We start from the raw sequence: 22337 nt of genomic DNA, 5'->3' as shown, positions 1-22337 counted from the left end.
CGGCTCGTTTCGGCGCTCTAAGAAGCCGTAACTGGCCTCTCGGCGGGGGTGAGGGTGAGCAGCACGGCTTCCGGCCTGCAGGCGAACCGCACCGGGGCGAACCGGGAGGTGCCGATGCCGGCCGAGACATTCAGCGGCACGGTGCGCCCGTTGTGTTCCCAGTCCGTCAGGCCCTTGGCCCGCCAGGTGGGAAGGTCGCAGTTGCTCACCAGAGCGCCGTAACCCGGAATGCAGACCTGCCCGCCGTGGGTGTGTCCGGCCAGGATCAGCTGGGCACCGCCGTCGGTGAAGTAATCCAGCACCCGCTGGTACGGGGCATGCGCGACGCCGATGCGCACGTGCCGTGCGGAGGACGACGTCGAGCTCCCGGCCGGGAAGCCGGCATACCGGTCGCGCTTCAGGTGCGGATCATCAACGCCGGAGAAGTCCAGGCGCAGACCGTTGAGGACCACGGACTGGTTCCGGTTGGTGAGGTCGATCCAGCCCGCGTTGCCGAAGGCCGTGAACATGTCTGCCCAGGGCAGTTTGGCCGGATTCTTCCGCAGCTTGGACGGCGAGGTGAAGTACGTGAACGGGTTCTTCAGGACGGGCGCGTAGTAGTCATTGGAGCCGGGAACGAACACGCCGGGGAACCGCATCAGCGGCTTCAGCGCTTCCAGCAGCGGAGGCACGGCCTGCTGATGGCTGAGATTGTCCCCGGTATTGACCACCAGATCAGGTTCCAGGTCCGCCAGGGAGTGCAGCCAGCGGGTCTTGCGGTCCTGGCCGGGAACGTAGTGGATGTCCGAGAGATGGAGGACCCGCATCGGCTTGCTGCCCAGAGGGAGCACCGCCACCGTCTCGGTGCGGATGCCGAAGAGGTTCCGCTCGATGAGGGAGCCGTAGGCGAGGGCCGCAGCGCCGGCAGCCGCGAAGCTGCCGGCGGTCCACGCGGCGGATCGAAGGACCGGGGCCACCGGATGTTCAGTTGCCAAGGTCAGTCGTCGTTGTTCCGGTTGTTGCCGTTGTTGCCGTTGTTGCCGTTGTTGCCGTTGTCCCGGTTGTTGTCCCGGTTCGGGGCCGGGGAGCTGGGGGCCGGTCGGGCCGGGGCAGGAGCCTGCCCCACGATGTTGGCCGGCGGGGCGGGGAACGGATCTGCCCGGTACTGGCCCGGGACGCGCTGGATGAAGTTCTTCCACGACGGGCCGGCAATCAGGGAGCCGTCGATCTCGGGGTAGTACCGGCCGCCGATCAGCTTCTCGGACATGGTGGTGTTGTTGGCTTTCCAGTTGCCAATCCAGGATGCCGTGGAGAGTCCGGTGCTGTAGCCCATGAACCAGGTCTGGGACCGGTAGTCATTGGTACCGGTCTTGCCGGCAGTGGGCACGCCCACCTGCAGGTTGATGCCGGAGCCGTTGGTCATCACGCGCTGGGTGGCCACGTTGACGCCCTGGGCCACTTCCTTGCGCATGACCTGCTCGCAGTCCTGCTCCGGAACCGGGTATTCAGTTCCGTCGCTGCTCTTTACCGACTCCAGTGCACGGGGTTCGCACATAAGGCCGTCAGCGGCGAAGGTCGCAAAGCCCGTTGCCATGGACAGCGGCGAGGCGTCGCCGCCGCCGCCGAAGGTCGACGGCGGGTTCACGGCCAGCATCTCGCGTTCACCGGAGGCGCTCTTGCCGTTGTGCACACCCGAGGCGAAGGCCATCTGCTGGAACTTGCACAGGTCCAGCTCATTGGCCTCAGCCAGCGTGATGGTGTTCAAGGACTGGGCCAGGCCATCCAGCACTGTCGTGTTGCGGTAGTTCGTGTCTCCGTAGTTAATCGGAGTCCACGGGTCAAGGATGGCGTACCGGCCGCCGGGCAGGCAGCTGGCGTTCCAGGTGTGTCCGGCAGGGTACGTCCGCTTTTGGCCGTTCAGCTGGGCGTTGAGCGTCTTGCCCGAATCGAGCCACGCAGCCACCGTGAACGGCTTGTACGTGGAACCGGGCTGGAACCCGCCCAAACCGTTGAGGATCTTGTTGGGATCGCCGTCCTGGTACGCGTCCACGTTGAAGTTCTGCACGGAGTTACCGGGTGCCAGTTCAGGGGTGTACCGGGTGTTCTGCGCCATCACCAGGATCTTGCCGGTGCCCGGCTCCACGCTGACCATTGAGTGGCCGATTTCCGCATCGGTGGTGTCCGGATTGGCGGTCTCGTTGATCGCTGCCTGGGCCGCGTTCTGCAGGGTGGGGTTGAGCGTGGTGGTGATGCTCAGCCCGCCGCGGTACAGCAGCTTATTGCGGTCCTCCGGCGTGGCTCCGTAGCGGTCATCGTTGAGCACCAGCTGCTTGACGTAGTCACAGAAGTAGGGCGCCTGTTCCGCGCCGACACAGCCGTTGAGGACCGGGGTGAGGTTCAGCTCGAGGCCGGTGGCAACCGCGGCGTCGTGCTCTTCCTGGGTGATGCGGCCCTTATCCAGCATCGCGTCCAGCACGAGGTTCCGCCGGGCAAGGGAACGCTCCGGGTTCAGTTCCGGGCTGTAGAAGGTGGGGCCGTTGACCACGCCGGCCAGCAGCGCGGCCTGCGCGATGCTCAGGTCCTTGGCATCGACGTTGAAGAAGTACTTGGAGGCTGCCTGCACGCCGAAGGTGGTTCCGCTGAACGGAACAATGTTGAAGTAGCCTTCCAGGATCTCGTCCTTGCTGAGCTCCTTCTCCACGGCAATGGCCAGCTTGATTTCGCGCAGCTTGTCACCGACGGTCTTCTGTCCGCTGAAGACCACCTCCCCGCCTTCCTGGAGGTTGGTATCGATGATCACGTTGTTCACGTACTGCTGCGTGATGGTGGAAGCGCCGCGCGTACGGTCCGAGGTGACGTTGGAGATGATGGCGCTGAAGATGCCCTGCAGGTCAACGCCGCCGTGTTCGTAGTAGCGGTCGTCCTCGATGGCCAGCATGGCGTCGATCATGTGGGGCGAGACCTCGTCCAGCGTGATCGGCTGCCGGTTCTCCTCATACAGGGTGGCGATCAGCGAGCCGTCGTTCGCGTAGATACGGGATGGCTCAGCCAGTGCCCCGCGCTTCAGTTCGGAAGGCAGCTGGTCGAAGAACTGGATGGATCCGGATGCCGCAGTACCCGCGGCAGCGGCGGCCGGTACCAGCAGCCCGGCGGCGAGGACGCCGCATAAAGTGCTCACCCCAAAGAAGGCCACAATCTTGCCCAGAGTGGTAGCCGTGTCAAAAAAAGGAGATTTGCGAGCTGCCATGCGGATCAGTCTACAAGCACGCGCTAGTCTTTGGATCATGAGCAAATGGGAATACTTCATTACACCGCTGCCTTTGCACACCCCCGGCGCCGTGCTGAACATGCACGGTGAAGAAGGATGGGAACTGGTGCAGATCACCCCGGCCCCGAATGGCACCGGTTCAGTGGCCTACATGAAGCGGGAGAAGGCCTGATGAGCACTGCCCCGGAGGCGGTTTCCGCCGTCGAGCAGCGCCTGGCCGAACTCGGCCTGGAACTGCCCCCGGTCGCCGCGCCGGTGGCAGCCTACGTTCCTGCCGTAGTGAGCGGGAACCACGTGTACACCTCCGGCCAGCTGCCCTTCATCGACGGTGCGCTGACGGCCGCCGGCAAGGTCGGCGCGGACGTGAGCGCCGAGGACGCAAAGACGTACGCCGCGCGCTGCGCAGTGAACGCACTGGCCGCCATCAAGGCGCAGATCGGTGACCTGGACCGGGTCACCCGGATTGTGAAGGTTGTGGGCTTCGTGGCCTCGGACCCGTCCTTCACCGGCCAGCCCGGCGTCATCAATGGAGCTTCGGAACTCCTGGGACAGGTATTCGGTGAGGCGGGCAGCCACGCCCGTTCCGCCGTCGGCGTGGCAGTGCTGCCGCTGAACGCGCCGGTGGAAGTGGAAGTGATCGCAGAGTTTGCCTAACGTCTCCACCCGGCATTTCCAGCTGCCGCCCTGGCAACAGGGTGCAGCGCAAAGCTGGTTCGAACGGGAGGAAGGCACCGCCCGCAAGCCAAGGGCTGCCTCCTCCGTCCTGCTGCTGCGTGACTCCCGCCAGGGAGCCGAAGTGTTCCTGCGCTACCGCCGGGGCGAATCCCCGCTGGGGAAGATCGCCTTTCCCGGCGGCAGCCTGGAAGAAGCCGACGGCGATCCCGTCGACTGGTACGGTCCAACACCCGCCGAATGGGCGCGGACCCTGGGGATGGACGATGCCCAGGAAGCCCGACGCCACGTCGTAGCCGCTGCCCGGGAGCTGTTTGAGGAGACCGGCGTGCTGCTGGCCGGCCCGGACGGGTCCACACTGCTGGAAAGCAACCGGGGCCCGGAATGGATGGCCGCGCGGGTCGGCATCGCCGCCGGCGACGAGTCCTTTCCTGAGCTGCTGGCCCGCCGCGGACTCGGCCTGCGCAGCGACCTGCTGCGGCCGCTCACCCACTGGCTGACTGCGGACTTTGCGCTGCGCCGCTTCGACACCCGTTATTTCGCCGCCGTCCAGCCCCTCGGGCAGGAAACCTCGCTCCTGGAGAGCAAGGGCATCTGGGGGCAATGGCGTGCGGCAGCAGTCGAAATGGAACGTGCAGCCACCACGGAACTCGGGGACGAAGTCGGTCAGCCGGACACCGTCGGGCTGACGCTGGAACAGCTCACCGTGCCCGCCGTGGCGCTGATGATCGAAAAGCTGGCCAAGGCCAGGGGCTGCATTGCCTACCTTGCCCACCGGCGAGCGAACGAGGTTTTCCAGCCGGAGCTGGTGGAAGCTGACGGCGGTTACGCCCTGCGGGTGACCGCCGTCGACGCCGCTGAAGGTTCCGGGCACCGCGGCCGCTGAGTTAGCACACAGAAAAGCGGCACCGCTTCCGGGAGGAAGGCGGTGCCGCTTTTCTGTTTGTCTGGAGAGACTCAGCGGGAGCGCTGGCGCAGGCGCTGGACGTCAAGGATGACGACGGCGCGTGCCTCCAGCCGCAGCCAGCCGCGCTGGACGAACTCGGCCAGTGCCTTGTTCACGGTTTCACGGGAAGCGCCAACCAACTGGGCCAGCTCTTCCTGGGTCAGTTCGTGGGCCACCAGGATGCCGTCCGTCGCCGGCCGGCCAAACCGGTCCGCCAGGTCCAGCAGAGCCTTGGCAACGCGGCCGGGCACGTCGGAGAAGACGAGGTCTGCCAGGGACTCATTGGTGCGGCGCAGGCGGCGGGCCAGGGCCTGCAGCAGCTGTACCGATACCTCGGGGCGCGTCTCGATCAGTGCGCGCAGGTTCTCGTGGCGCAGACCGGCCAGGCGCGTTTCGGACACGGCAGTGGCCGTGGCGGTGCGGGGGCTCGGGTCGAAAAGGGCCATCTCGCCGAACAGCTCGCCCGGGCCAAGGATGGCCAGCAGGTTTTCGCGGCCGTCAGGAGCCGAACGCCCCAGCTTGATCTTTCCGGACACGATGAAATAGAGCTGGTCGCCCTGGTCACCTTCGCGGAAGACAGATGCTCCGCGGGACAGATCGACCTCGGTGAGTTCGTCGGTCAAAGCGGCGAAGACGTCGTCTCCCAGTGAGGCGAACAAAGGCGCGCGGCGCAATACCTCGATATCCATGAAATCTCCTGTTAATAGTTGTCGCTTCTACTATCTTGCCGCACCGAACGGGCATGTGACAGCCGTAATAGCCTTGTTCGCCCTCGGATGATAAAACGCCTGCCTAATGTGCGCAGGATTACACGCCCGTGGAATCGTCACCAGCGGCCGCTAGACTCGGGAGGCAAAGGGGCTCTTGACCGGCAGCCGCCACGCGTACGTACACCATATTGGAGCTCTTTGTGCTCGGATTCACCGTTCTGGACATCATTCTGGGCCTCTCCCTGCTTTTTTACCTGCTGGCAGGCCTGCGGAACGGCTTGGCGGTTACCCTCGGCGGAATCGTCGGGTTCGTGGCCGGTGCCACCGCGGCGTTCTTCGCCATCCCGCTGGTTTCGGGCTGGGTGCCGGATGAGACCTGGCGCCTGGTAGCGGTGATCGCCACCGCCGTCGTGCTGGTCCTGGTGGGCCACGCGGCCGGCGCAGCGCTCGGCGGTGCGGTGCGCCGGTGGTTCAACTTCGCGCCGCTGCGTGCACTGGACCGCATCCTCGGCGGTGCCCTGAACGTTGTGGTGGCCGCGGTGGTGATGTCCATGCTCGCGTTCAGCATCGGCACACTGGGCATGCCCTTCCTGTCACAGCAGATCGCCTCGTCGAAGGTCCTGATGACCATCGATTCGATCACTCCGAACGCGGTGAAGACGGTGGCTGCGCAGGTGCGCTCCTTCACCCTCGACGAAGGGCTGCCGCGGATTTTCGACGGCGCGGCTCCCGAAACGGTCGAGCTTCCTGCCGACGGCATCAGTTCGGAGGCCCTGACCGCTGCGTCGTCCTCGGTCCTGAAGATCACCGGCACCGCGTTCCAGTGCGGCCAGAACCAGACCGGATCAGGGTTCGTCGTCGCGGAAGACCGGGTGATCACCAACGCGCACGTGGTTGCCGGAGTGAGCGAACCGGTGGTCCAGGTCCCCGGGGGCGGGGTGCTGCCCGGACGCGTGGTGCACTTCGACCCGGCCAGGGACCTCGCCGTCATCGCTGTGGACAACCTGGACGCGAAGCCGCTGCCCCTGGGCACCGAACTTCCAGCGGGAACAACCGCGGGGTTCGCGGGCTATCCGGCAGGCGGACCCTTCAGGCTCCAGCCCGCCGTCGTGCAGAACCTCGGCGACGTCTCCGTGCGCAGTATTTACGGAACCTCGCCGGAAGTCCTGGAGGTCTACACGCTGGCGGCGAACGTCCAGCAGGGCAACTCTGGTGGTCCGCTGCTGGATATCGACGGCCAGGTTGCCGGAGTGGTCTTCGCCAAGACCACCGGCGATCAGCCGATTGGGTACGCGCTGTCCCTTGCCGAACTTGGCCCGATCGCCGAGGCCGCCCCCGGGTACAGCAGTGCGGTGTCCCCGGGGGAGTGCATCAGCGAGTAGCGGACCCGGCTGCTGCGTCCAGTTTCGCGGCAATGTAGTCCACTGCCATGCGGTAGCCGGCGATTCCTGCACCGCAGATGACCACCTCCGCTACCGCGGAGACGAACGAGTGGTGCCGGAACTCCTCCCGCTTGTGGATGTTGCTCAGATGGACTTCCACCACGGGAAGGCCGACTCCGGAGAGGGCGTCGCGGATAGCCACCGAGGTGTGGCTGTAGGCGGCGGGGTTGATGATGATTGCGTCGGCCAGGCCCGGAGCCCCGTGAATGGCATCGATCAGGTCGCCTTCGTGGTTGGACTGGATGCAGTCCGCCGTCCAGCCATGGGATTCCGCGGCTCCAACTGCCGCGGCTTCCACATCATCCAGCGTGTCCGTCCCGTACACCGCGGGTTCGCGCGTCCCCAGCAGGTTGAGGTTGGGGCCGTTCAGGACCAGGAGGTTGCGGGTGCGTTCTGTAGTCATGGGTTCAACTATGCCGCAACCGTCTCTGCGTCCGCCGTCTGTGACTGCGCCCGAATCCGGCGGGCTGCCGCGAGGGAGCCGGCGATCGTGATCAGGGACATCAGGGCCAGTACCGCGCCGGGGTGCCACCAGGCGGCGCCGGTTGCTTCGGAGAAGAGCTGGGTGACGGCCGGTGTGAAGCCTGCGGCAATGCCGGCGAAGCTGTAGGCCAGGGACATGGCTGTGTACCCCGTCCGGGCCGGGAACAGGTCCGCCATCAGTCCGCCCAGCGCTGCCCAGGCAGCGGTCGGGGCGATGCCGCCGATCAGGATGGTCAGGATGTACAGCGGCTGGTCCGCAATGCTGATCAGGTAGTACAGCGGGAAGGAAATCAGCGCTGTGGCTGCCGCGCCGCCGGCGACTACCTTCGCCGAACCAATCTTCGTGGCCAGCCAGCCGAAGGCCGGAATGGTGGCCAGCTGCAGGACCGAGCCCACCAGGGCGGCGTTGAGTACCGTGGATTCGGACAGTCCCAGGACACCCACGCCGTAGGCCTGGGTGTAGGTGGTCATCAGGAAGTAGGAGCCGATGCCCAGCAGGGCGGCGGCCATGGCGATAACGACGGCGGCGGGCTGGGACCGCAGCACCTCCAGGACCGGGACGCGGGCCACCTGGTTGTGCTCGGCGACGTCCTTGAAGACCGGGGTCTCGTCGATGGCCAGGCGCAGGTAGAGCGCTACTGCCATGAAGGGGAACGCGAGGAGGAAGGGAATGCGCCAGACGCCGGCTTCCATGGCCTCGGGGGAGACCTGGGTGAGGATCAGGAAGGTGGCGGTGACCATGATGGTGCCCACCGGGGAGCCGATCTGCGGGATGGCGGCGTAGAGGGCTCGCTTGCGCGGTTCGGCGTGCTCGCTGGCAATCAGGACGGCGCCGCCCCATTCTCCGCCAACGGCCAGGCCCTGCAGCAGCCGCAGGGCCACCAGCAGGATCGGAGCCCAGACACCGATGGTGGAGTAGTCCGGAAGCAGGCCAATGATGCCGGTGGCCAGGCCCATCAGGACGATGGTGTAGATGAGGGACTTCTTCCGGCCCACGCGGTCCCCAATGTGGCCGAACAGCACGGCGCCCAGCGGCCGGGCGACGAAGCCCATGCCCAGGGAAAGGAAGGCCAGGAGCGTTCCGGTCAGCGGATCGACGTCGGGGAAGAACACCCGGTTCAGGATCAGGGCGGCGGCAGTGCCGAAGACATAGAAGTCATAGGATTCCAGTGCTGTCCCGACGAAGGAGGCGCCGGCGACCCTGCGGGCCATCCGGGAACGCTGGGCGGGATTCACCGTGGTGGAGGAAGTAGACACAAGTGCTGATTGTGCTAGGTGCCGGCGGCTTTGGCCAGTTGCTGAGCCGAACGTCACGATTTGGGTCGCTGGGCGCGTCTTCCGCGCGCTGAGCGGTGGCCCCCGGCGTGCAGTGCGGCGGCTTAGTGCAGCGCCGAGGGGAGGTGCTGCTGCAGGACGGCGGCACCGGCCTGGAGCAGGGCGGCTCCTACCGCCCGGGGATCGGCAACGTAGCCGTGGACCATGGCGCCGTCGCGCAGCATGATCAGCTGGTCCGCGGCGAGCTCGGGATCGGCGGCGCCGAGCCGGCCCGCGAGTTCGGCCACCAGTCCGCGAAACCAGTCCCGGTGGCGTGCGACGGCGGCCCGCACCGGGTGGTCGCTCGCCGGGTACTCGGCTGCCGCATTGATGAACGGGCAGCCGCGGAAACCGGGCCGGCAGGCTTCGGACCCCATGACCTGGGCCAGAGCCCGGAGTGCTTCACAGGGGTCCGCGGGCAGATTTCCTGCCGCCGTACGGATCAGCTCCGACTGCCGGTCGAGGTAGGCGGCCACCAGGTCATCCTTGGTAGGGAAATTCCGGTAGAAGGTCACCTTGGTGGTGCCGGCGGAGGCAATGATCTTGTCCGCGCTGACGGCGCGGATCCCGTCGCGGTAAAAGGCATCCGTGGCGGCATCGAGGATGCGCTCCCGGACCGGCCTCGTGCCGCCGTCGTTCTGTGCTGCCACTGGAACCTCCTTGGGACCGTCGGACTGGCGATTAGTAGACTTACTAGTTAGTCTACTAGCTGAACGGCGGAAAGCCCCGCTTTTCGACAGCCAAGTGTTCCAACCCGAAGGAGAACCCGATGAGCGCCCTTTACACAGCAGTTGCCACGGCCACCGGTGACGGCCGGAACGGAGAGGCCCGCACCAGCGACGGACTCCTCGAAGTCGACCTCGCCGTTCCTGCCGAAATGGGTGGCGCAGGCGGAGCGACCAACCCGGAACAGCTCTTCGCCGTCGGATACGCCGCATGCTTCCATTCCGCACTGAAGATGGTTGCCCGCCAGGCCAAGGCACAGATCAGTGACAGCGCAGTGACCTCAGAAGTCAGCATCCATCCCAAGGAAGAGGGCGGTTTCCAGCTCTCCGTCGCCCTGCACGTTGAAATGTCCGGTGTTGACCAGGCCATGGCAGACAAGCTGGTCCAGGAAGCACACCAGGTCTGCCCGTACTCCAACGCCACCCGCGGCAACATCGAGGTGGAAGTGGACGCCGTCGTCGGCTAATTCCTCCTCCCTCCCCATCGAAATGACAGAAACTGCCCGTATCGAGCTCGATACGGGCAGTTTCTGTCATCTCGTTTGGGGACTACTTGCGCAGGGACTCCGCGATCTGGGACATCACGGTGTTATCCGCAAGGGTGCTCGAATCGCCCGGCTCGCGGCCCTCTGCCACGTCCTTTAGCAGGCGCCGCATGATCTTGCCGGACCGGGTCTTGGGCAGCTCCGGGACCACGAGGATGTGCTTGGGCTTGGCGATCGGGCCGATTTCCTTGCCCACGTGGTTGCGCAGCGTGGTGACGATGTCGTCGTCGTCCTTGGCGCTGCCGCGCAGGATCACGAACGCGACTACAGCTTCGCCGGTGGTGTCATCGGTGGCACCGACCACGGCGGCTTCAGCCACTGAGGGATGGCTGACCAGCGCGGATTCGATCTCCGTGGTGGAGAGCCGGTGTCCGGATACGTTCATCACGTCATCCACGCGGCCCAGCAGCCAGATGTCCCCGTCCTCGTCCTTCTTGGCACCGTCTCCGGCAAAGTACATGTTGTCGAAACGGGACCAGTAGGTGTCCTTGAACCGCTGCGGATCTCCCCAGATGCCGCGCAGCATGGAGGGCCAGGGCTCCTTGACTACCAGGAAGCCGCCGGAACCGTTGGGCACGGGCTCGCCCATTTCGTCCACCACGTCCACGGAAATACCGGGCACCGGAACCTGGGCGGAACCGGGCTTGGTGGCCGTGACGCCGGGCATCGGCGCGATCATGTGGGCGCCGGTTTCCGTCTGCCACCAGGTGTCCACGATTGGGGCCGGGACTTCCTTCTTGCCGCCGTTGCCGCCGATCACCGTGCGGTACCACATCCAGGCTTCGGGGTTGATGGGTTCGCCCACCGTGCCCAGCACCCGGATGGAGTCCAGGTTGAACTTGCCGGGAATGTCCCGGCCCCACTTCATGCAGGTGCGGATGGCCGTCGGAGCCGTGTACAGGATTGAAACCTTGTACTTCTCCACCAGTTCCCACCAGCGTCCCTGGTGCGGGGTGTCCGGGGTTCCCTCGTACATCAGCTGCGTGGCGCCGTTGACCAGCGGTGCGTAGGTGACGTAGCTGTGGCCGGTAACCCAGCCGACGTCGGCGGTGCACCAGTAGACGTCCGTCTCCGGCTTGAGGTCGAACGTTGCCCGGTGGGTGAACGCCGTCTGGGTCAGGTAGCCGCCGGTGGTGTGCAGGATGCCCTTGGGCTTGCCCGTGGTGCCGGACGTGTACAGGATGAACAGCGGGTGCTCGGAGTCGTGCGGTACGGCGGTGTGCTCGGCGCTCGCAGAACCAACGACGTCGTCCCACCAGACATCGCGGCCATCGGTCCACTCGACGGGCTCGCCGTTTCGCTTGACCACGACGACGTTTGAAACCGTGTGCCCCTCCTTCACCAGGGACTCATCGACTGCCGGCTTGAGCAGGCTGGGCTTTCCGCGGCGGTAGGAGCCGTCGGCGGTGACGACCAGCTTGGCCTCGGCGTCGTCAATCCGGCTGCGCAGGGCATCGGCGGAGAAACCTCCGAAGACCACCGAATGCACGGCACCGATGCGCGCGCAGGCAAGCATGGTGATCACGGCTTCCGGGATCATGGGCAGGTAGACGGCCACGCGGTCGCCCTTGGAGACTCCCAGCGACTCGAAGGCGTTGGCGGCCCTCTTCACCTCTTCGGTGAGCTGGGCATAGGTGTAGGTGCGGGTGTCCCCGGGTTCGCCCTCGAAATAGATGGCTACGCGGTCGCCGCGGCCCTCTTCCACATGCCGGTCGAGGGCGTTGTAGGAGGCATTGAGCTTGCCGCCGACGAACCACTTGGCAAAGGGCGCGTCAGTCCAGTCCAAGGTCTGGGTGAAATCCTCATCCCAGGTGAGCAGTTCCCGTGCCTGCTTTGCCCAGAACTCGGGGCCCGACGCCGCAGCCTCTTCGTAGACCCCGGGCTGTGCCACGGCTGCGGCCGCGAATTCCGCGCTCGGCGGAAAGCTGCGGCTCTCGTGGTAAAGGTTCTCCAGTGCGTCACCGTGCTGCTTGACCGGAGGCTGTTCAGTCATCTCGGACCCTTTCCATTGGCTGCACCCGGCGCCGGAGCCGTGCGTCTGCCCGGCCGGCGGGGCTGTTGATGGTCTTTGTCCTTACCCTAACGCGGACGCGGCAATGCTGTGGTGCCGGTCACAGCCACCTCCGTGAAACGGGGTAATTATGCGATAAACGGTTACCTCGCTGCCCCCGGGCAGGCGCGAACCGGTAGTCTGACCTGCTGGCGTTGACTAGGCTGTCAGTGAAAGCAAACCGCTCTGGCGCCGCTGCGGCGGAGCCAGAGCACGGTCGGCGCACCCGCCTTCCGGTTGGATGCTCTCGGAACGGAGACCAGAATGAACCAGCCCCACGTTGAACACGGGGAACACCCCGCTGCGGAAGCCGCCGGCACCCGCCCCGGCGCCGAACCGGCAACCGGCCTCCGTGCTGTAGCCGGGCCGTTCGGGCTGCGGGACATCGTGGTGGGATCCGCGGTGCTGGTGATGCTGGTAGGCAGCGTCCTGCCGTTCACCATTGGCAGCGGACGGAACCTGTGGACCGCCTTCAGCCTCTTCTACGTCGGAATCGGCATCATCATGCCGCTGGTGGTGGCAGGCCTCCTCACTGCCCGCCGACTGGCACCGTCCACCCGCCTGCGCGTGGGCTCCCTCTCGCTGGACCAGTTCGCTTCCGTGATTGCGGTACTCGCCGCCGTCTTCTTCTTCCTGCAGATCGTCTACGTTTTCAGCGTTGGCTCCCTGCTGGGGCTGCTGGGCGCCGCCGCGCTGCTCGCGGCCACCACGTTCGCTCCGTACATCCCGCCGTTCGCCGCTGAGTTCAGCGACCGTCCGGAGATTCCCGCACACCCCGTTGCGCGGGATGCCAAGCCGCTGGTCCGGGTTCCCAAGCCGGTACCGGCGCCCGGGCCGGCAGGGGCTGAGGGTGACCGCCGGCCTGTTGGAGCGCCCAAGCCCGGGGAAAGCGCTCCCGGCGCACCCCGGACCGGGCAGGTCCACGCCCAGCAGGCCGGTACCGGGCGTCCGGAGACGGTGTCCGGTAACGCCGCCCAGTCCGACGGCGCGGCAGAAGCCCGTTCCGCCGGTGCTGGCGCCCGCAGCGAATCCGGCCAGGCCGGAGCCGGATCGGGCGCTGCGGCGGCCGGGGCCGGCAAGGGCCCTGCGGGTGCGGCCGGGGCTGCAGGGGCAGGTGCTGCGGCATCAGCCACCGGAACAGCCGGAACAGCCGGAACAGCCGCCGGCGGTAACAGTCCCGCTGGTCGCGAAGTCCCGGCAGGGGAAGATCCGCTGCCTGCCACCACAGTGAACCCTGCGGTCCAGGGCGGCGCTCCGGCGTCGAACACCGAGGCCCATGAATCAATCTCGGCGACCCGTGAAGAGAACGAGAACGTTGTGGAGGCCTTCTGGTTCGCCGTTGGCACGCCGCGCCAGATCGTTGACGAACGTACCGGCCTGCCGCTGTTCATGTTCTACCCGGGTGACTGGGAACTTGGCCTGGAAGACCGCGGCCACGAGTTCCTGGTACAGGACAAGCGCACCGGAAGAATCGGCGTGCTGCGGGACCTCACCAACATCGAACGGGTCAGCGACGACAGTTCCGGCCACTAAGAGAACCACCACCGATGCCCCGGCGCCCCGGATACTTCCGGGAACGCCGGGGCATCGTTGACTGCGAAGGAAACCATCCAGATGCCCACCGGCAACGATGCCTCCCCGCTGGCGACCAAGCGCCGCGCCCGCAAGATCAACCGCCTGCTCGGTGAGCTCTACCCCTACGCGGTGGCCGAGCTGGATTTCACCAACGCGTTCGAGCTGCTGATTGCGACCGTGCTCTCCGCCCAGACCACCGATGTACGCGTTAACTCGGTCACCCCGGTCCTGTTCGCGCGTTACCCGGACGCCCGTGCGCTGGCGGAAGCGAACGAGGAAGAGCTGCAGGAACTGATCCGGCCCACGGGTTTCTTCCGGGCCAAGTCGGCCGCGATCAAGAAACTGGCAACCCAGATTGTTGACGACTATGACGGCGAAGTGCCGAACAAGCTGGAAGAACTGGTGAAACTGGCCGGGGTGGGCCGCAAGACCGCCAACGTGGTGCTGGGCAACGCCTTCGGAGTTCCGGGCATCACGGTGGACACGCACTTCCTGCGCCTGTCCCGGCGGTTCGGCTGGACGGACTCGAAGGACCCGGTGAAGGTTGAGCAGGACGTAGCGGAGCTCTTCGAACCCAAGGACTGGACGCCGCTGTCCAACCGGGTGGTCTTCCACGGCCGCCGGGTCTGCCATGCCAAGAAACCCGCGTGCGGTGCGTGCGCCGTGGCGCAGCTCTGCCCCTCCTACGGAGAAGGCGAAACGGATCCGGAGAAAGCCCGGAAACTGCTCAAATACGAGCTCGCTCCCGGACGCGAGGACCTGCTTGCCCGGATGATGGCTTCCGAAACCAGGGCCCAGCTGCGCGCCGCCGGCTACGGGCTTGAAGCATGAGCGCCCAGGCCCAGCTGGAAGCGTTCGGCAGCCTCGTCAGCAGCGGGGGCGGCAACTACGGGCGTGACCTGCGTTTCCTGACCCGCGCGGTGGATCCCGCCGTGGCGCGGGAAGCGGCCGTGCTGATCCTCTTCGGTGTCCTCGATGACCACCCGGCGCAGTTCCACTCCGATGCCGTTCCGGACGACCTCGATGTCCTTTTCGTGGAGCGTGCCTCCACCCTCAACGATCATCCGGGGCAGGTGGCCTTCCCGGGCGGCGGGGTGGATGCTTCCGACGCCGACGCGGTGGCTGCGGCACTGCGCGAGGCCAACGAGGAAACCGGACTGGACCCCAGCGGCGTGCGGATACTGGGCACGCTGCCGAAGGTCGGCCTGCCGGTGAGTAACTTCCTGGTGACGCCGGTCTTGGGTTGGTGGGCCAAACCCACTCCGGTGGATGTTGTGGATGAGGCCGAATCGGCGTCGGTGTTCCGTGTCCCGGTTGCAGACCTGCTGAACCCGGTCAACCGCCGCACCACCGTGCTGGGCCGCCCCGGGCAGGAGCACCGCGGCCCGGCATTCCTCGTGAACGGGGTGGTGGTGTGGGGATTCACGGCTCTGCTCCTGGACGAGGTGTTTAACCAGCTGGGCTGGACGCTGCCCTGGGACGAGGCACAGGAAATGGTTCCGCCGCTCTAGCTACGTGGCCTCGGCGCTCCGCAGCGCCTCAAGGACGGTGACGGCCAGCTGCACCCGGTTGGTCACGTCCAGCTTGGTGAAGGCGTTGGCGATGTGCGTCTTGACGGTGGCGACGCTGACGAACAGCTGGGAGCTGATCTCCGTGTTCGTCAGCCCGCGGGCCACCGCCTCCGCGACCTCCCGCTCGCGTTCGCTGAGGACTTCCAGCCGGGTGTCCGGTACCCGGGCCGACGGCGGCGGGACCGCCGCTGCCGCCGCCACGATGCGCTTCAGCACGGTGGGGGAGAACCTCTGTGAGTCCTGCGCCGCGTCCCGGACAGCGGACACCAGGACGTCCGGTGCCGTGTCCTTGAGCAGGAAGCCGCTGGCTCCCGCGCGCAGGGCGGACAGGATGAAGTCATCGGTATCGAACGAAGTCAGGACGATGATCCGCGGTGGTGCGGCCAGCGCAGTGATGCGTTCCGTGGCGCGGATGCCGCTGAGGACCGGCATTCGGATGTCCATGAGGACCACGTCCGGGCGAAGCTGCGCTGCGAGGCGCACGGCGGCTTCACCGTCCCCGGCCTCACCAACGATCTCGATGTCCGGCGCGCCGTCGAGGATGAGCCGCAGCCCCGCGCGGATGAGCGGCTCGTCGTCGGTCAGCAGGACACGCAGGGGTTTCACCAGGGCACCTTCACAGTCGTCGCGTAGACGTCCCCGCGGACGCCTGTTTCAAAGGATCCCCCGGCCAGCCGGGCACGTTCTGCCAGGCCCACCAGGCCCAGGCCTCCGGTGCCCGGAGACGCTGCCCCGGCGGGAAGGGGATTGCTGACGTCCACCGTGATGCCCTGCCCGGGTGCGCCGGTGAGGGAGACCCGGACGGGCTGGCGTGGTGCATGCTTCTGCGCATTCGTGAGCCCCTCCTGCACAATCCGGTACAGGTGCCGGGAGGTTGCATCCGGGAGCGAGGCAGTTGCCTCCCCCTGGAGAGGCGGATCCATCTGCAGCGTAACGTTGCTGCCGGCTGCGCGGGCCGAAGCCACCAGCCCGGGAATCGAGTCCAGTGCCGGCTGCGGCTCGGTCTCAGCCGGATCCTCCCGCAGCACGGAGAGGACAGTACGCAGTTCGCCCGCTGCTGTCTGCGCGGTCTCGCGCAGTATGGCCGCAGTGGCCCGGATGGTGTCCCGGTCCAGGTCGGAGCGGTACTCAAGGGCGCCGGCATGCATTGAAATCAGGCTCAGCCGGTGGGAGAGAGTGTCATGCATTTCCCGGGCAATACGGGTGCGCTCAGCGAGCCGCGCCGCGGACATCCGTGCCTCCTGCTCGCGGTGCGCGCTCTGTGCCTCGTGCTGCAGGGAGCGGATGAGCTGCCGCCGGGCGCCGCGGTTCAGGCCCACTAAAACCAGGACGGCGAGCAGCAGGCCTGCGGTCGTCGGCACGGCCCACCAGGGCAGGTCTCCGTCCGGATGCACGGCCAGGTCCACCGCGACAGCGGCAGCGTAGGCGGCCGCTGCGGCGATCAGGGCCCGGGGCCGGCGCAGGGCGGCAATCCCGATCAGTGCCATGCAGGCCGGGATGAAAGCCAGGGAAGAGAGCGAAGAGAGGGCGATGGTCGGCAGTCCGGCGCCCAGCGGCGCCCGCCGGAGTGCCAGCGGCAGGAGCCCGACGGCGGCAAGCCCCAGCAGCAGATCCAGCACCATCAGTGCCAGGAAAGAGGGCGGCGGGTCCGAACCATCGGCGGGAAACATGCTGCCCTGCGCCACCAGGAAGGTGGCGATCCCGGCGGCCGCCGCGCCGAGGGTCAGCCCCGTGGTCCGAAGGACGCTGGGGCGGTAAAGCATCGGCTGCATTCAACCGATCCTAGTGAGGGCCGCTTAGACCGGGCAATTGGCCAAAAGCATGAGCTTCGGGCGCCAGAGGGCGGAGCGGGAAAAGGCCCAGTGGCCGATGCGGGCAAACACCGGCGGCAGGGAGGCTGGGGACCATGGTTTCCCCTTCCCCACTCCACGCCCAGTCCGCAGCCGCACCCCGCGGGACGGCCTTCCACCGCCTGGCCCGCGCAAGGCCGGACTACCGGTGGTGGCGTCCGGTGTTCACCCTGCTCTTCGCCGCCGGGATCTACGGTGTCTTGGTCCTGGCATCCGTCGTGTTCCTGTTCATCCTTGGGTTCTTCGTCCCCGCGGTGGCCGCCACCGTAGACAGAGCGGTTTCGGTGCACCCCGATCTCCGCGACCCCGGGCAGCTGGCGTTCCTGCTGGGCGCGGTGTGCCTGCTCTGGCCGGCGGCCGTGCTGGGCGTGCGCTGGGGCGGCCGGCGCAGCGGCGGGACGCTCTCATCGGTTACCGGCAGGCTGCGCTGGCAGCTCTTTCCCCGGCTGCTGGCGGTGGCCGCCGGGCTGGTCCTGGCCGGCAGCGCGGTCACGCTGCTGCTGCCCGGAGAAGTCTCCGGTGAGTCCTCCGCCGGCGCCGCCGGGGGAGGGTGGCTGATGCTCCTGGTCGCCGTGGCCGTGGTCCCGTTCCAGGCCGCCGCGGAGGAATATGCCTTCCGAGGGCTGCTCATGCAGGTCATTGGGTCCTGGCTCCGCCATCCGGCGTTCGCGATCCTTCTTCCGGTGCCGTTGTTCGTGCTGGGTCACGGCTACGGACTGGTGGGCCAGATCGACGTCGCCGTGTTCGCCGTAGCCGCAGGCTGGCTGACGTGGCGCACGGGCGGACTGGAAGCCGCCATTGCCCTGCACGTGGTGAACAACCTGGTGGTGCTGGCCCTGGGGGCGGTGGGCCTGGCAGACCCGAACGCCGTCGATCTGCCGCTGGCCCACCTGCCGGTTTCCATCGCCGTCGTGCTGGCCTACACACTGCTGGTGCTCCGCTGGTTCCCGCCCGCCGGTTCCCATCCGGGTCACGCGCCCTCCGGTACCGCTGCGGCAGGCTGAGCGCTACTTCGCCTCGGCGTAGGAGTCGACGGCGGCACACACCACCGGGAACTCCAGCGGAATCTTTCCGAAGAGCAGCTCCGTGGCCTCGGCTGCGGCGTCCGTGACAATCGACTCGGCCTCCCGGACCCGCCCGGCAGGCACCTCCAGCATCACCTCGTCATGCAGGAAAAACACGAGCCGCCCCGCCGGTGAGGTGCCCGACGCCGCCCGCAGCCGGCGTCGTATTCCCGCCAGCCAGCAGGTAGCCCACTCAGCTGCGGTGCCCTGCACTACGAAGTTTCGCGTGAAACGTCCCCGGGACCGGGCAAGGTTGTCCGCGCGGCGCTGTTCCTCCGCCGACGCTGTGCGCTGCGAGGCGAGCCACCGTTCGGAGGCGGGGGGCGTGCTGCGGCCCAGCCGGCTAGATACTGTTCCGCCGGCTTCACCGGTGCGCGCGGCACGTTCCACCACTGCGATTGCCCGGGGATAGTTCCTGGTCAGGACGGGCATCAGCCGGCCGGCTTCGCCGCTGGTTGCCCCGTACATGGCGCCGAGCATGGCCACTTTGGCCAGCGACCGCTCACCGTTGAAGCCCTGGTCTGCAATGCCCTGGTACAGGTCCTTGCCGCGGGCGGCTGCCGCGAGCGCAGAGTCCTGGCCCAGGGCGGCGAGGACCCGTGGTTCAAGCTGGGCGGCGTCGGCCACGAGGAGCTTGTGCCCGGAATCCGCCCGCACGGCGTCACGGACGGACTTGGGGATCTGCAGGGCGCCTCCGCCGCGGGAGGACCAGCGGCCGGAAACCACGCCGCCCACCACGTACTCGGTGCGGAAGCGTCCATCCTGAACCCAGTCATCGAGCCAGCTCCAGCCGCTGGCTGAGAGGAGGCGTGCCAGTTTCTTGTAGCGCAGGAGCGGTTCGATGGCCGGGTGGTGCTGCTGTTCCAGTTCCCAGGTGCGGGTGGTGCGGACTTCGATGCCGGCGCGGTGCAGGGCGCGGAGGAGTTCCTGCGGGGAGTCGGGGTTGAAGGACGGATTGTTCAGTTGTGCCCGCAGCTCAGCGACCGCGGCCTCAAGTTTGGCGGGGCGCCGGCCTTCCGGCGGACGCGGCCCAAGCTGTTCTTCGAGCATCGCCTCGTGCAGGTCCCGGCGCCAGGGCATCCCGGCATGCTCCATCTCCGCGGCGATCAGGCCTCCGGCGGATTCGGCCGCGAGCAGCAGCGTGAGGCGTCGCCGTTCGGTGCTTCCGGCGACGGCGGCCAGCTGGTCCTGGAGCTCTTCGGTGAGTTCCTCGACCGTGCGGGATGCCTGCCGGGCGCGGGGATCAAGGTTTTCGGCGCCGTCGAGCCCCTCGAACAGTGATCCCTGGTCCGGGGACGGTGCTGCCGGGAGCAGCTGGCGGGGTGCCAGGTCCGGCTCATCCTCGGGACGGTGGGCCCGCAGCTCCTGGATGTAGGGCGTTTCAGCGGCGAATTCGGAGTTGCGCAGGATCTCCCGGCACAGGGTGAGGTCGTGGCTGCGTTCAACGCTCATCCCGGCGGACAGGAGCCGGCCGTAGGTCTCCCGGCTCCGGTCCCAGACCCAGCGGACCGGCCGCTGCTCCGCCTGCGCCACGGCGCGCGGCAGCTCAGCTGCGGGCACGACGGCGGCCGGAGCGGTGGGCGTCCCGGCAGCGTCGGCCGGCTGCAGGACCCAGGCATCGGCGCTTGCGGGAGCCAGGACAAGGTGCATGCCTTCATTCTTCCCTGTCCCGGGGACATCCAAAGACGCGGACGGCGACGGTGCCTGCGGTCCTGTCCTCCACAGGGGGTGACCGCTGACCGAGGAGTGTCTTCTCTCCCCAGTTTGGCCTGCAGTCGAGCAGGACCGGGCACCGGCCGGAAGGCTGAAGCCATGACGGAAACTCTCTCCTGGACCCCACCTGCCAGGCGGGTCCAGCTGGAACGGGCGTCCTCGGGCCAAACCGGCGGAGTGGACGCCGTCCTGGTGAATCCCAGAAACCAGGCGCTCCAGGACGAAGTCGCGCGCATCGCCGTCGCTGCAGGCATCGCCCTTGGCACGGCAGAAACCGTTGCCGGTGCGCTGGCGCTCTCTCCCGGAATCCTGTTGCTGGACACCCACGCCCTGGAGCGCGGAGGACGTGCGCTGGGAGGTTTCGGGGGCACGGAAACCATCTGTGTTGGTTTTGACGCTGATGAGCCCTGGCAGCAGTCTGCCCGGCACGGGGTGGATGGAGTAGCGGTGCTGCCGCAGGCCGGCGGCTGGCTGGCCGAACACCTCGCCCGGCGCAACAGCCCCACCGGACGCATCCTTGGCGTTGCAGGGGCCTTTGGCGGGATCGGCGGTTCAACACTGGCGTGCCTGCTGGCCCGGGAGGCAGCTGAGTCCGGGCTGCAGGTACTGCTCGCCGAGACGGGGTCAAGCAGCGGAGGCATCGAATACCGTGTGGGTGCGGCGGAAGCGGGCGGACTGCGCTGGCAGGATCTTGCCGGCGTTGAGGGGACGGTCAACCCCGTCCAGCTGGCGGCTGCACTCCCGGAGACCGGGCACTTCGCAGTGCTTGGGAACGCCACCGGTGAACCCATTCCGGAAGGGCTGGAACATGAGGTCCAGCCTGCAGTCCTGCATGCGGCCCGTGCAGCCTTTGAACTGACCATCCTGGACCTGGGGGCCTCTCCGCCGCGGCACTCAAGGGCGCTGGAGCAGTGTGACGCACTGTTGGCCGTCGTCGGCGGAGGAACAGCCCGGCTTCTCGCTGCCAAATCCTGGTGGAGCGGTATGGGCTCCGGGGCGCCGCCGGCCTTCGCCGTAGTTCGGGGACCGCTCCCGGAGGGTATGGATGAGGCCCGGACAGCTGCGCTGCTGGGGATGGACCTGGCCGGTTACCTGCCCTGGGTGCGGGGGCTCGCCTCAGCTTCCGACGGCGGGCGCCTGTTGGACGCCAGGCGAAAACGGCTCCGCCGCGCTGTCCGCGGAATCCTGGCCGCGGCTGGCCCTTCAGCGGGATGGATTCAACCATGAACGGCGCGGGGCGGCGGGCACTTCGTCCGGTCCAGCGGACCGCTGACCGGCAATCCTACGCCGGCTTGGTCAACCAGATCCGGGAGGACGTCCTGGCAGGCGACGTCCCGGTCACCGGTGCACGGCTGGCCGCCGCGGTGCATGCCAGCGGCCGCCTGCTGGGATCGGACGGAGGTCTGCGCGCCGTTGACCGGGTCCACGCGGAGCTGCAGGGACTCGGACCGCTGCAGGGGCTGCTTCAACTACCGGGGCTGACAGACATCCTGGTCAACGGGCCACAGGAGGTATGGATAGACACCGGGGCCGGACTCTCCCGGACCGAAGTCACTTTCTCCTCCGAGGCTGACCTGCAGGGACTGGCCGTCCGGCTCATCGCCGCCGGTGGCCGGCGCCTGGATGACTCAGCTCCATGCGCCGATGTTCAGCTTCGGGGGTGCCGCGTCCATGCAGTACTGCCGCCTGTCTCCACGGGTTCCACCCTGCTGTCGATCCGGGTTCGGGCTGCGGACAGCTTCAGCCTGGACGAGCTGCAGGACGCAGGCATGATGGATGCGCAGTGTGCAGGCATCTTGCGGACCGTCGTGGCTTCCAGGCTGAACTTCCTGATTAGCGGTGCCACCGGCACGGGGAAAACCACACTGCTCTCCAGCCTCCTGTCCCTTTGCCAGCCGAATGAACGCCTGGTGCTGATCGAGGACGCCGCTGAACTTGCGCCCCTGCATCCTCACGTCGTCGGGATGCAGGCGAGGCACACCAACATTGAAGGCGCTGGATCAGTGGATTTGGCCGACCTGCTTCGCCAGGCCATGCGCATGCGTCCTGACCGGCTGGTTGTGGGGGAGTGCCGCGGGGCGGAAGTACGGGAACTCCTCGCGGCAATGAATACCGGCCACGACGGCGCAGGCGGAACCATCCACGCCAGCGCAGCCACCACTGTCCCGGCCCGGCTTGCTGCCCTTGGCGCGCTCGCCGGACTCAATGCGCGGGCGTTGGCCCTGCAGGCGGCGGGCGCCTTGGATGCTGTGATCCATCTGGAACGGGACGCGGACGGTCGCCGGGTTGCTGAAATTGCCGTGCTTGACTCAGCAGGCGACGGCGCGCTCGTTGCCCTGACAGCCCTGGACTGCCGTCCCGACAGCCCGGAACCCGGACCGGGCTGGGACAAACTGCAGGCACGGCTGGCCGCGAAGACCGAAAGGTGAC

Annotated in this window: 21 protein-coding genes; 11 read left to right on the top strand and 10 right to left on the bottom strand. The window is 67.4% G+C overall.

Features of this window, described 5'->3' with window-relative positions; all coding sequences use genetic code 11:
* Nucleotides 1-17: 17 nt before the first annotated feature.
* Nucleotides 18-980 (bottom strand): metallophosphoesterase, encoded by a 963-nt coding sequence (locus GD628_RS03470; protein ID WP_152274218.1) that lies wholly within the window; start codon nt 978-980, stop codon nt 18-20.
* Nucleotides 977-3157, bottom strand: coding sequence for a transglycosylase domain-containing protein (locus GD628_RS03465; RefSeq protein WP_226802320.1), 2181 nt, complete (start codon nt 3155-3157; stop codon nt 977-979). Before GD628_RS03465 ends, GD628_RS03470 begins: the two co-directional genes overlap by 4 nt.
* Nucleotides 3158-3263: 106 nt before the next feature.
* On the opposite strand from GD628_RS03465, the gene GD628_RS03460 reads away from it, so the two are divergent.
* Genes GD628_RS03460 through GD628_RS03450 form a run of 3 tightly spaced genes read left to right on the top strand, consistent with a single transcriptional unit; the run spans nt 3264 to nt 4805 of the window.
* Nucleotides 3264-3419 carry a Sp36 family protein gene (locus tag GD628_RS03460; RefSeq protein WP_141653630.1) on the top strand — a complete coding sequence of 52 codons (156 nt, stop codon included), beginning with the start codon at nt 3264-3266 and terminating at the stop codon, nt 3417-3419.
* Entirely contained in the window at nt 3419-3901 is a 483-nt protein-coding gene (locus tag GD628_RS03455; protein ID WP_152273830.1) for a RidA family protein, read from the top strand. The genes GD628_RS03460 and GD628_RS03455 overlap by 1 nt, the downstream gene beginning before the upstream one ends.
* Nucleotides 3894-4805 carry an NUDIX hydrolase gene (locus tag GD628_RS03450; RefSeq protein WP_152273829.1) on the top strand — a complete coding sequence of 304 codons (912 nt, stop codon included), beginning with the start codon at nt 3894-3896 and terminating at the stop codon, nt 4803-4805. The genes GD628_RS03455 and GD628_RS03450 overlap by 8 nt, the downstream gene beginning before the upstream one ends.
* Before the next feature lie 71 nt (nt 4806-4876).
* Here GD628_RS03450 and GD628_RS03445 read toward each other — a convergent pair whose 3' ends face one another.
* Nucleotides 4877-5554 carry a Crp/Fnr family transcriptional regulator gene (locus GD628_RS03445; protein ID WP_055239104.1) on the bottom strand — a complete coding sequence of 226 codons (678 nt, stop codon included), beginning with the start codon at nt 5552-5554 and terminating at the stop codon, nt 4877-4879.
* A gap of 221 nt (nt 5555-5775) precedes the next feature.
* Between GD628_RS03445 and GD628_RS03440 the strand changes: the two genes are divergently transcribed.
* Complete coding sequence (locus GD628_RS03440; RefSeq protein ID WP_152273828.1) at nt 5776-6957, top strand: MarP family serine protease; 1182 nt, start codon at nt 5776-5778, stop codon at nt 6955-6957.
* On the opposite strand, the gene aroQ is transcribed toward GD628_RS03440, so the two are convergent.
* From aroQ to GD628_RS03425, 3 genes are all read right to left on the bottom strand, one after another.
* Nucleotides 6947-7420: a type II 3-dehydroquinate dehydratase gene (aroQ, locus tag GD628_RS03435; protein ID WP_152273827.1), complete on the bottom strand. Its 474-nt coding sequence runs from the start codon at nt 7418-7420 to the stop codon at nt 6947-6949. The two genes, GD628_RS03440 and aroQ, sit on opposite strands and share 11 nt — an antisense overlap.
* 8 nt (nt 7421-7428) lie before the next feature.
* A complete protein-coding gene (locus GD628_RS03430) occupies nt 7429-8757 on the bottom strand; it encodes an MFS transporter (RefSeq protein ID WP_226802319.1) in 1329 nt (442 codons plus the stop codon).
* 122 nt (nt 8758-8879) lie between these two features.
* Entirely contained in the window at nt 8880-9464 is a 585-nt protein-coding gene (locus GD628_RS03425; protein WP_152273826.1) for a TetR/AcrR family transcriptional regulator, read from the bottom strand.
* Between the two features lie 119 nt (nt 9465-9583).
* On the opposite strand from GD628_RS03425, the gene GD628_RS03420 reads away from it, so the two are divergent.
* Nucleotides 9584-10006, top strand: a complete 423-nt coding sequence (locus GD628_RS03420; RefSeq protein WP_091601931.1) for an organic hydroperoxide resistance protein — start codon at nt 9584-9586, stop codon at nt 10004-10006.
* Between the two features lie 82 nt (nt 10007-10088).
* Here the strand turns inward: GD628_RS03420 and acs are convergent, their stop codons facing one another.
* Entirely contained in the window at nt 10089-12077 is a 1989-nt protein-coding gene (gene acs, locus GD628_RS03415) for an acetate--CoA ligase (protein WP_091601937.1), read from the bottom strand.
* A 321-nt stretch (nt 12078-12398) separates the two neighbouring features.
* Between acs and GD628_RS03410 the strand changes: the two genes are divergently transcribed.
* From GD628_RS03410 to GD628_RS03400, 3 genes are all read left to right on the top strand, one after another.
* Nucleotides 12399-13667 (top strand): hypothetical protein, encoded by a 1269-nt coding sequence (locus GD628_RS03410; protein WP_152273825.1) that lies wholly within the window; start codon nt 12399-12401, stop codon nt 13665-13667.
* A gap of 81 nt (nt 13668-13748) precedes the next feature.
* Nucleotides 13749-14540, top strand: a complete 792-nt coding sequence (gene nth, locus GD628_RS03405) for an endonuclease III (protein WP_091601947.1) — start codon at nt 13749-13751, stop codon at nt 14538-14540.
* Nucleotides 14537-15220: an NUDIX hydrolase gene (locus GD628_RS03400; RefSeq protein ID WP_091601952.1), complete on the top strand. Its 684-nt coding sequence runs from the start codon at nt 14537-14539 to the stop codon at nt 15218-15220. The genes nth and GD628_RS03400 overlap by 4 nt, the downstream gene beginning before the upstream one ends.
* Here GD628_RS03400 and GD628_RS03395 read toward each other — a convergent pair whose 3' ends face one another.
* Together GD628_RS03395 and GD628_RS03390 are read right to left on the bottom strand one after the other, a co-directional pair.
* Nucleotides 15221-15886 (bottom strand): response regulator transcription factor, encoded by a 666-nt coding sequence (locus tag GD628_RS03395; protein ID WP_091601955.1) that lies wholly within the window; start codon nt 15884-15886, stop codon nt 15221-15223.
* A complete protein-coding gene (locus GD628_RS03390; protein WP_152273824.1) occupies nt 15883-17052 on the bottom strand; it encodes a sensor histidine kinase in 1170 nt (389 codons plus the stop codon). The genes GD628_RS03395 and GD628_RS03390 overlap by 4 nt, the downstream gene beginning before the upstream one ends.
* A gap of 134 nt (nt 17053-17186) precedes the next feature.
* Between GD628_RS03390 and GD628_RS03385 the strand changes: the two genes are divergently transcribed.
* The gene (locus tag GD628_RS03385) at nt 17187-18134 is read left to right on the top strand and encodes a CPBP family intramembrane glutamic endopeptidase (RefSeq protein ID WP_091601962.1); all 948 of its coding nucleotides are present in this window, start codon (nt 17187-17189) and stop codon (nt 18132-18134) included.
* Nucleotides 18135-18137: 3 nt separating this feature from the next.
* Here GD628_RS03385 and GD628_RS03380 read toward each other — a convergent pair whose 3' ends face one another.
* Nucleotides 18138-19844 carry a bifunctional 3'-5' exonuclease/DNA polymerase gene (locus GD628_RS03380; RefSeq protein WP_152273823.1) on the bottom strand — a complete coding sequence of 569 codons (1707 nt, stop codon included), beginning with the start codon at nt 19842-19844 and terminating at the stop codon, nt 18138-18140.
* Between the two features lie 162 nt (nt 19845-20006).
* Between GD628_RS03380 and ssd the strand changes: the two genes are divergently transcribed.
* Nucleotides 20007-21134, top strand: coding sequence for a septum site-determining protein Ssd (gene ssd / locus GD628_RS03375; RefSeq protein ID WP_091601965.1), 1128 nt, complete (start codon nt 20007-20009; stop codon nt 21132-21134).
* Nucleotides 21131-22336 carry a TadA family conjugal transfer-associated ATPase gene (locus tag GD628_RS03370; protein ID WP_226802318.1) on the top strand — a complete coding sequence of 402 codons (1206 nt, stop codon included), beginning with the start codon at nt 21131-21133 and terminating at the stop codon, nt 22334-22336. Before ssd ends, GD628_RS03370 begins: the two co-directional genes overlap by 4 nt.
* Nucleotide 22337: the final 1 nt, after the last annotated feature.

Source organism: Arthrobacter koreensis (assembly GCF_009193255.1).
Classification (GTDB): Bacteria; Actinomycetota; Actinomycetes; order Actinomycetales; family Micrococcaceae; genus Arthrobacter_B; species Arthrobacter_B koreensis.
The sequence above is the reverse complement of the archived record's forward strand: the minus strand, read 5'-3'. Positions and strand labels throughout refer to the sequence as shown.

Bases quoted from the DNA above. Each gene is read 5' to 3' on its own strand.
- ssd (WP_091601965.1), top strand. From the start codon at position 20,007: ATGACGGAAACTCTCTCCTGGACCCCACCTGCCAGGCGGGTCCAGCTG.
- GD628_RS03455 (WP_152273830.1), top strand. From the start codon at position 3,419: ATGAGCACTGCCCCGGAGGCGGTTTCCGCCGTCGAGCAGCGCCTGGCC.
- GD628_RS03370 (WP_226802318.1), top strand. From the start codon at position 21,131: ATGAACGGCGCGGGGCGGCGGGCACTTCGTCCGGTCCAGCGGACCGCT.
- nth (WP_091601947.1), top strand. From the start codon at position 13,749: ATGCCCACCGGCAACGATGCCTCCCCGCTGGCGACCAAGCGCCGCGCC.
- GD628_RS03400 (WP_091601952.1), top strand. From the start codon at position 14,537: ATGAGCGCCCAGGCCCAGCTGGAAGCGTTCGGCAGCCTCGTCAGCAGC.
- GD628_RS03420 (WP_091601931.1), top strand. From the start codon at position 9,584: ATGAGCGCCCTTTACACAGCAGTTGCCACGGCCACCGGTGACGGCCGG.
- GD628_RS03380 (WP_152273823.1), bottom strand. From the start codon at position 19,844: ATGCACCTTGTCCTGGCTCCCGCAAGCGCCGATGCCTGGGTCCTGCAG.
- GD628_RS03410 (WP_152273825.1), top strand. From the start codon at position 12,399: ATGAACCAGCCCCACGTTGAACACGGGGAACACCCCGCTGCGGAAGCC.
- GD628_RS03460 (WP_141653630.1), top strand. From the start codon at position 3,264: ATGAGCAAATGGGAATACTTCATTACACCGCTGCCTTTGCACACCCCC.
- aroQ (WP_152273827.1), bottom strand. From the start codon at position 7,420: ATGACTACAGAACGCACCCGCAACCTCCTGGTCCTGAACGGCCCCAAC.
- GD628_RS03445 (WP_055239104.1), bottom strand. From the start codon at position 5,554: ATGGATATCGAGGTATTGCGCCGCGCGCCTTTGTTCGCCTCACTGGGA.
- GD628_RS03385 (WP_091601962.1), top strand. From the start codon at position 17,187: ATGGTTTCCCCTTCCCCACTCCACGCCCAGTCCGCAGCCGCACCCCGC.
- GD628_RS03390 (WP_152273824.1), bottom strand. From the start codon at position 17,052: ATGCAGCCGATGCTTTACCGCCCCAGCGTCCTTCGGACCACGGGGCTG.
- acs (WP_091601937.1), bottom strand. From the start codon at position 12,077: ATGACTGAACAGCCTCCGGTCAAGCAGCACGGTGACGCACTGGAGAAC.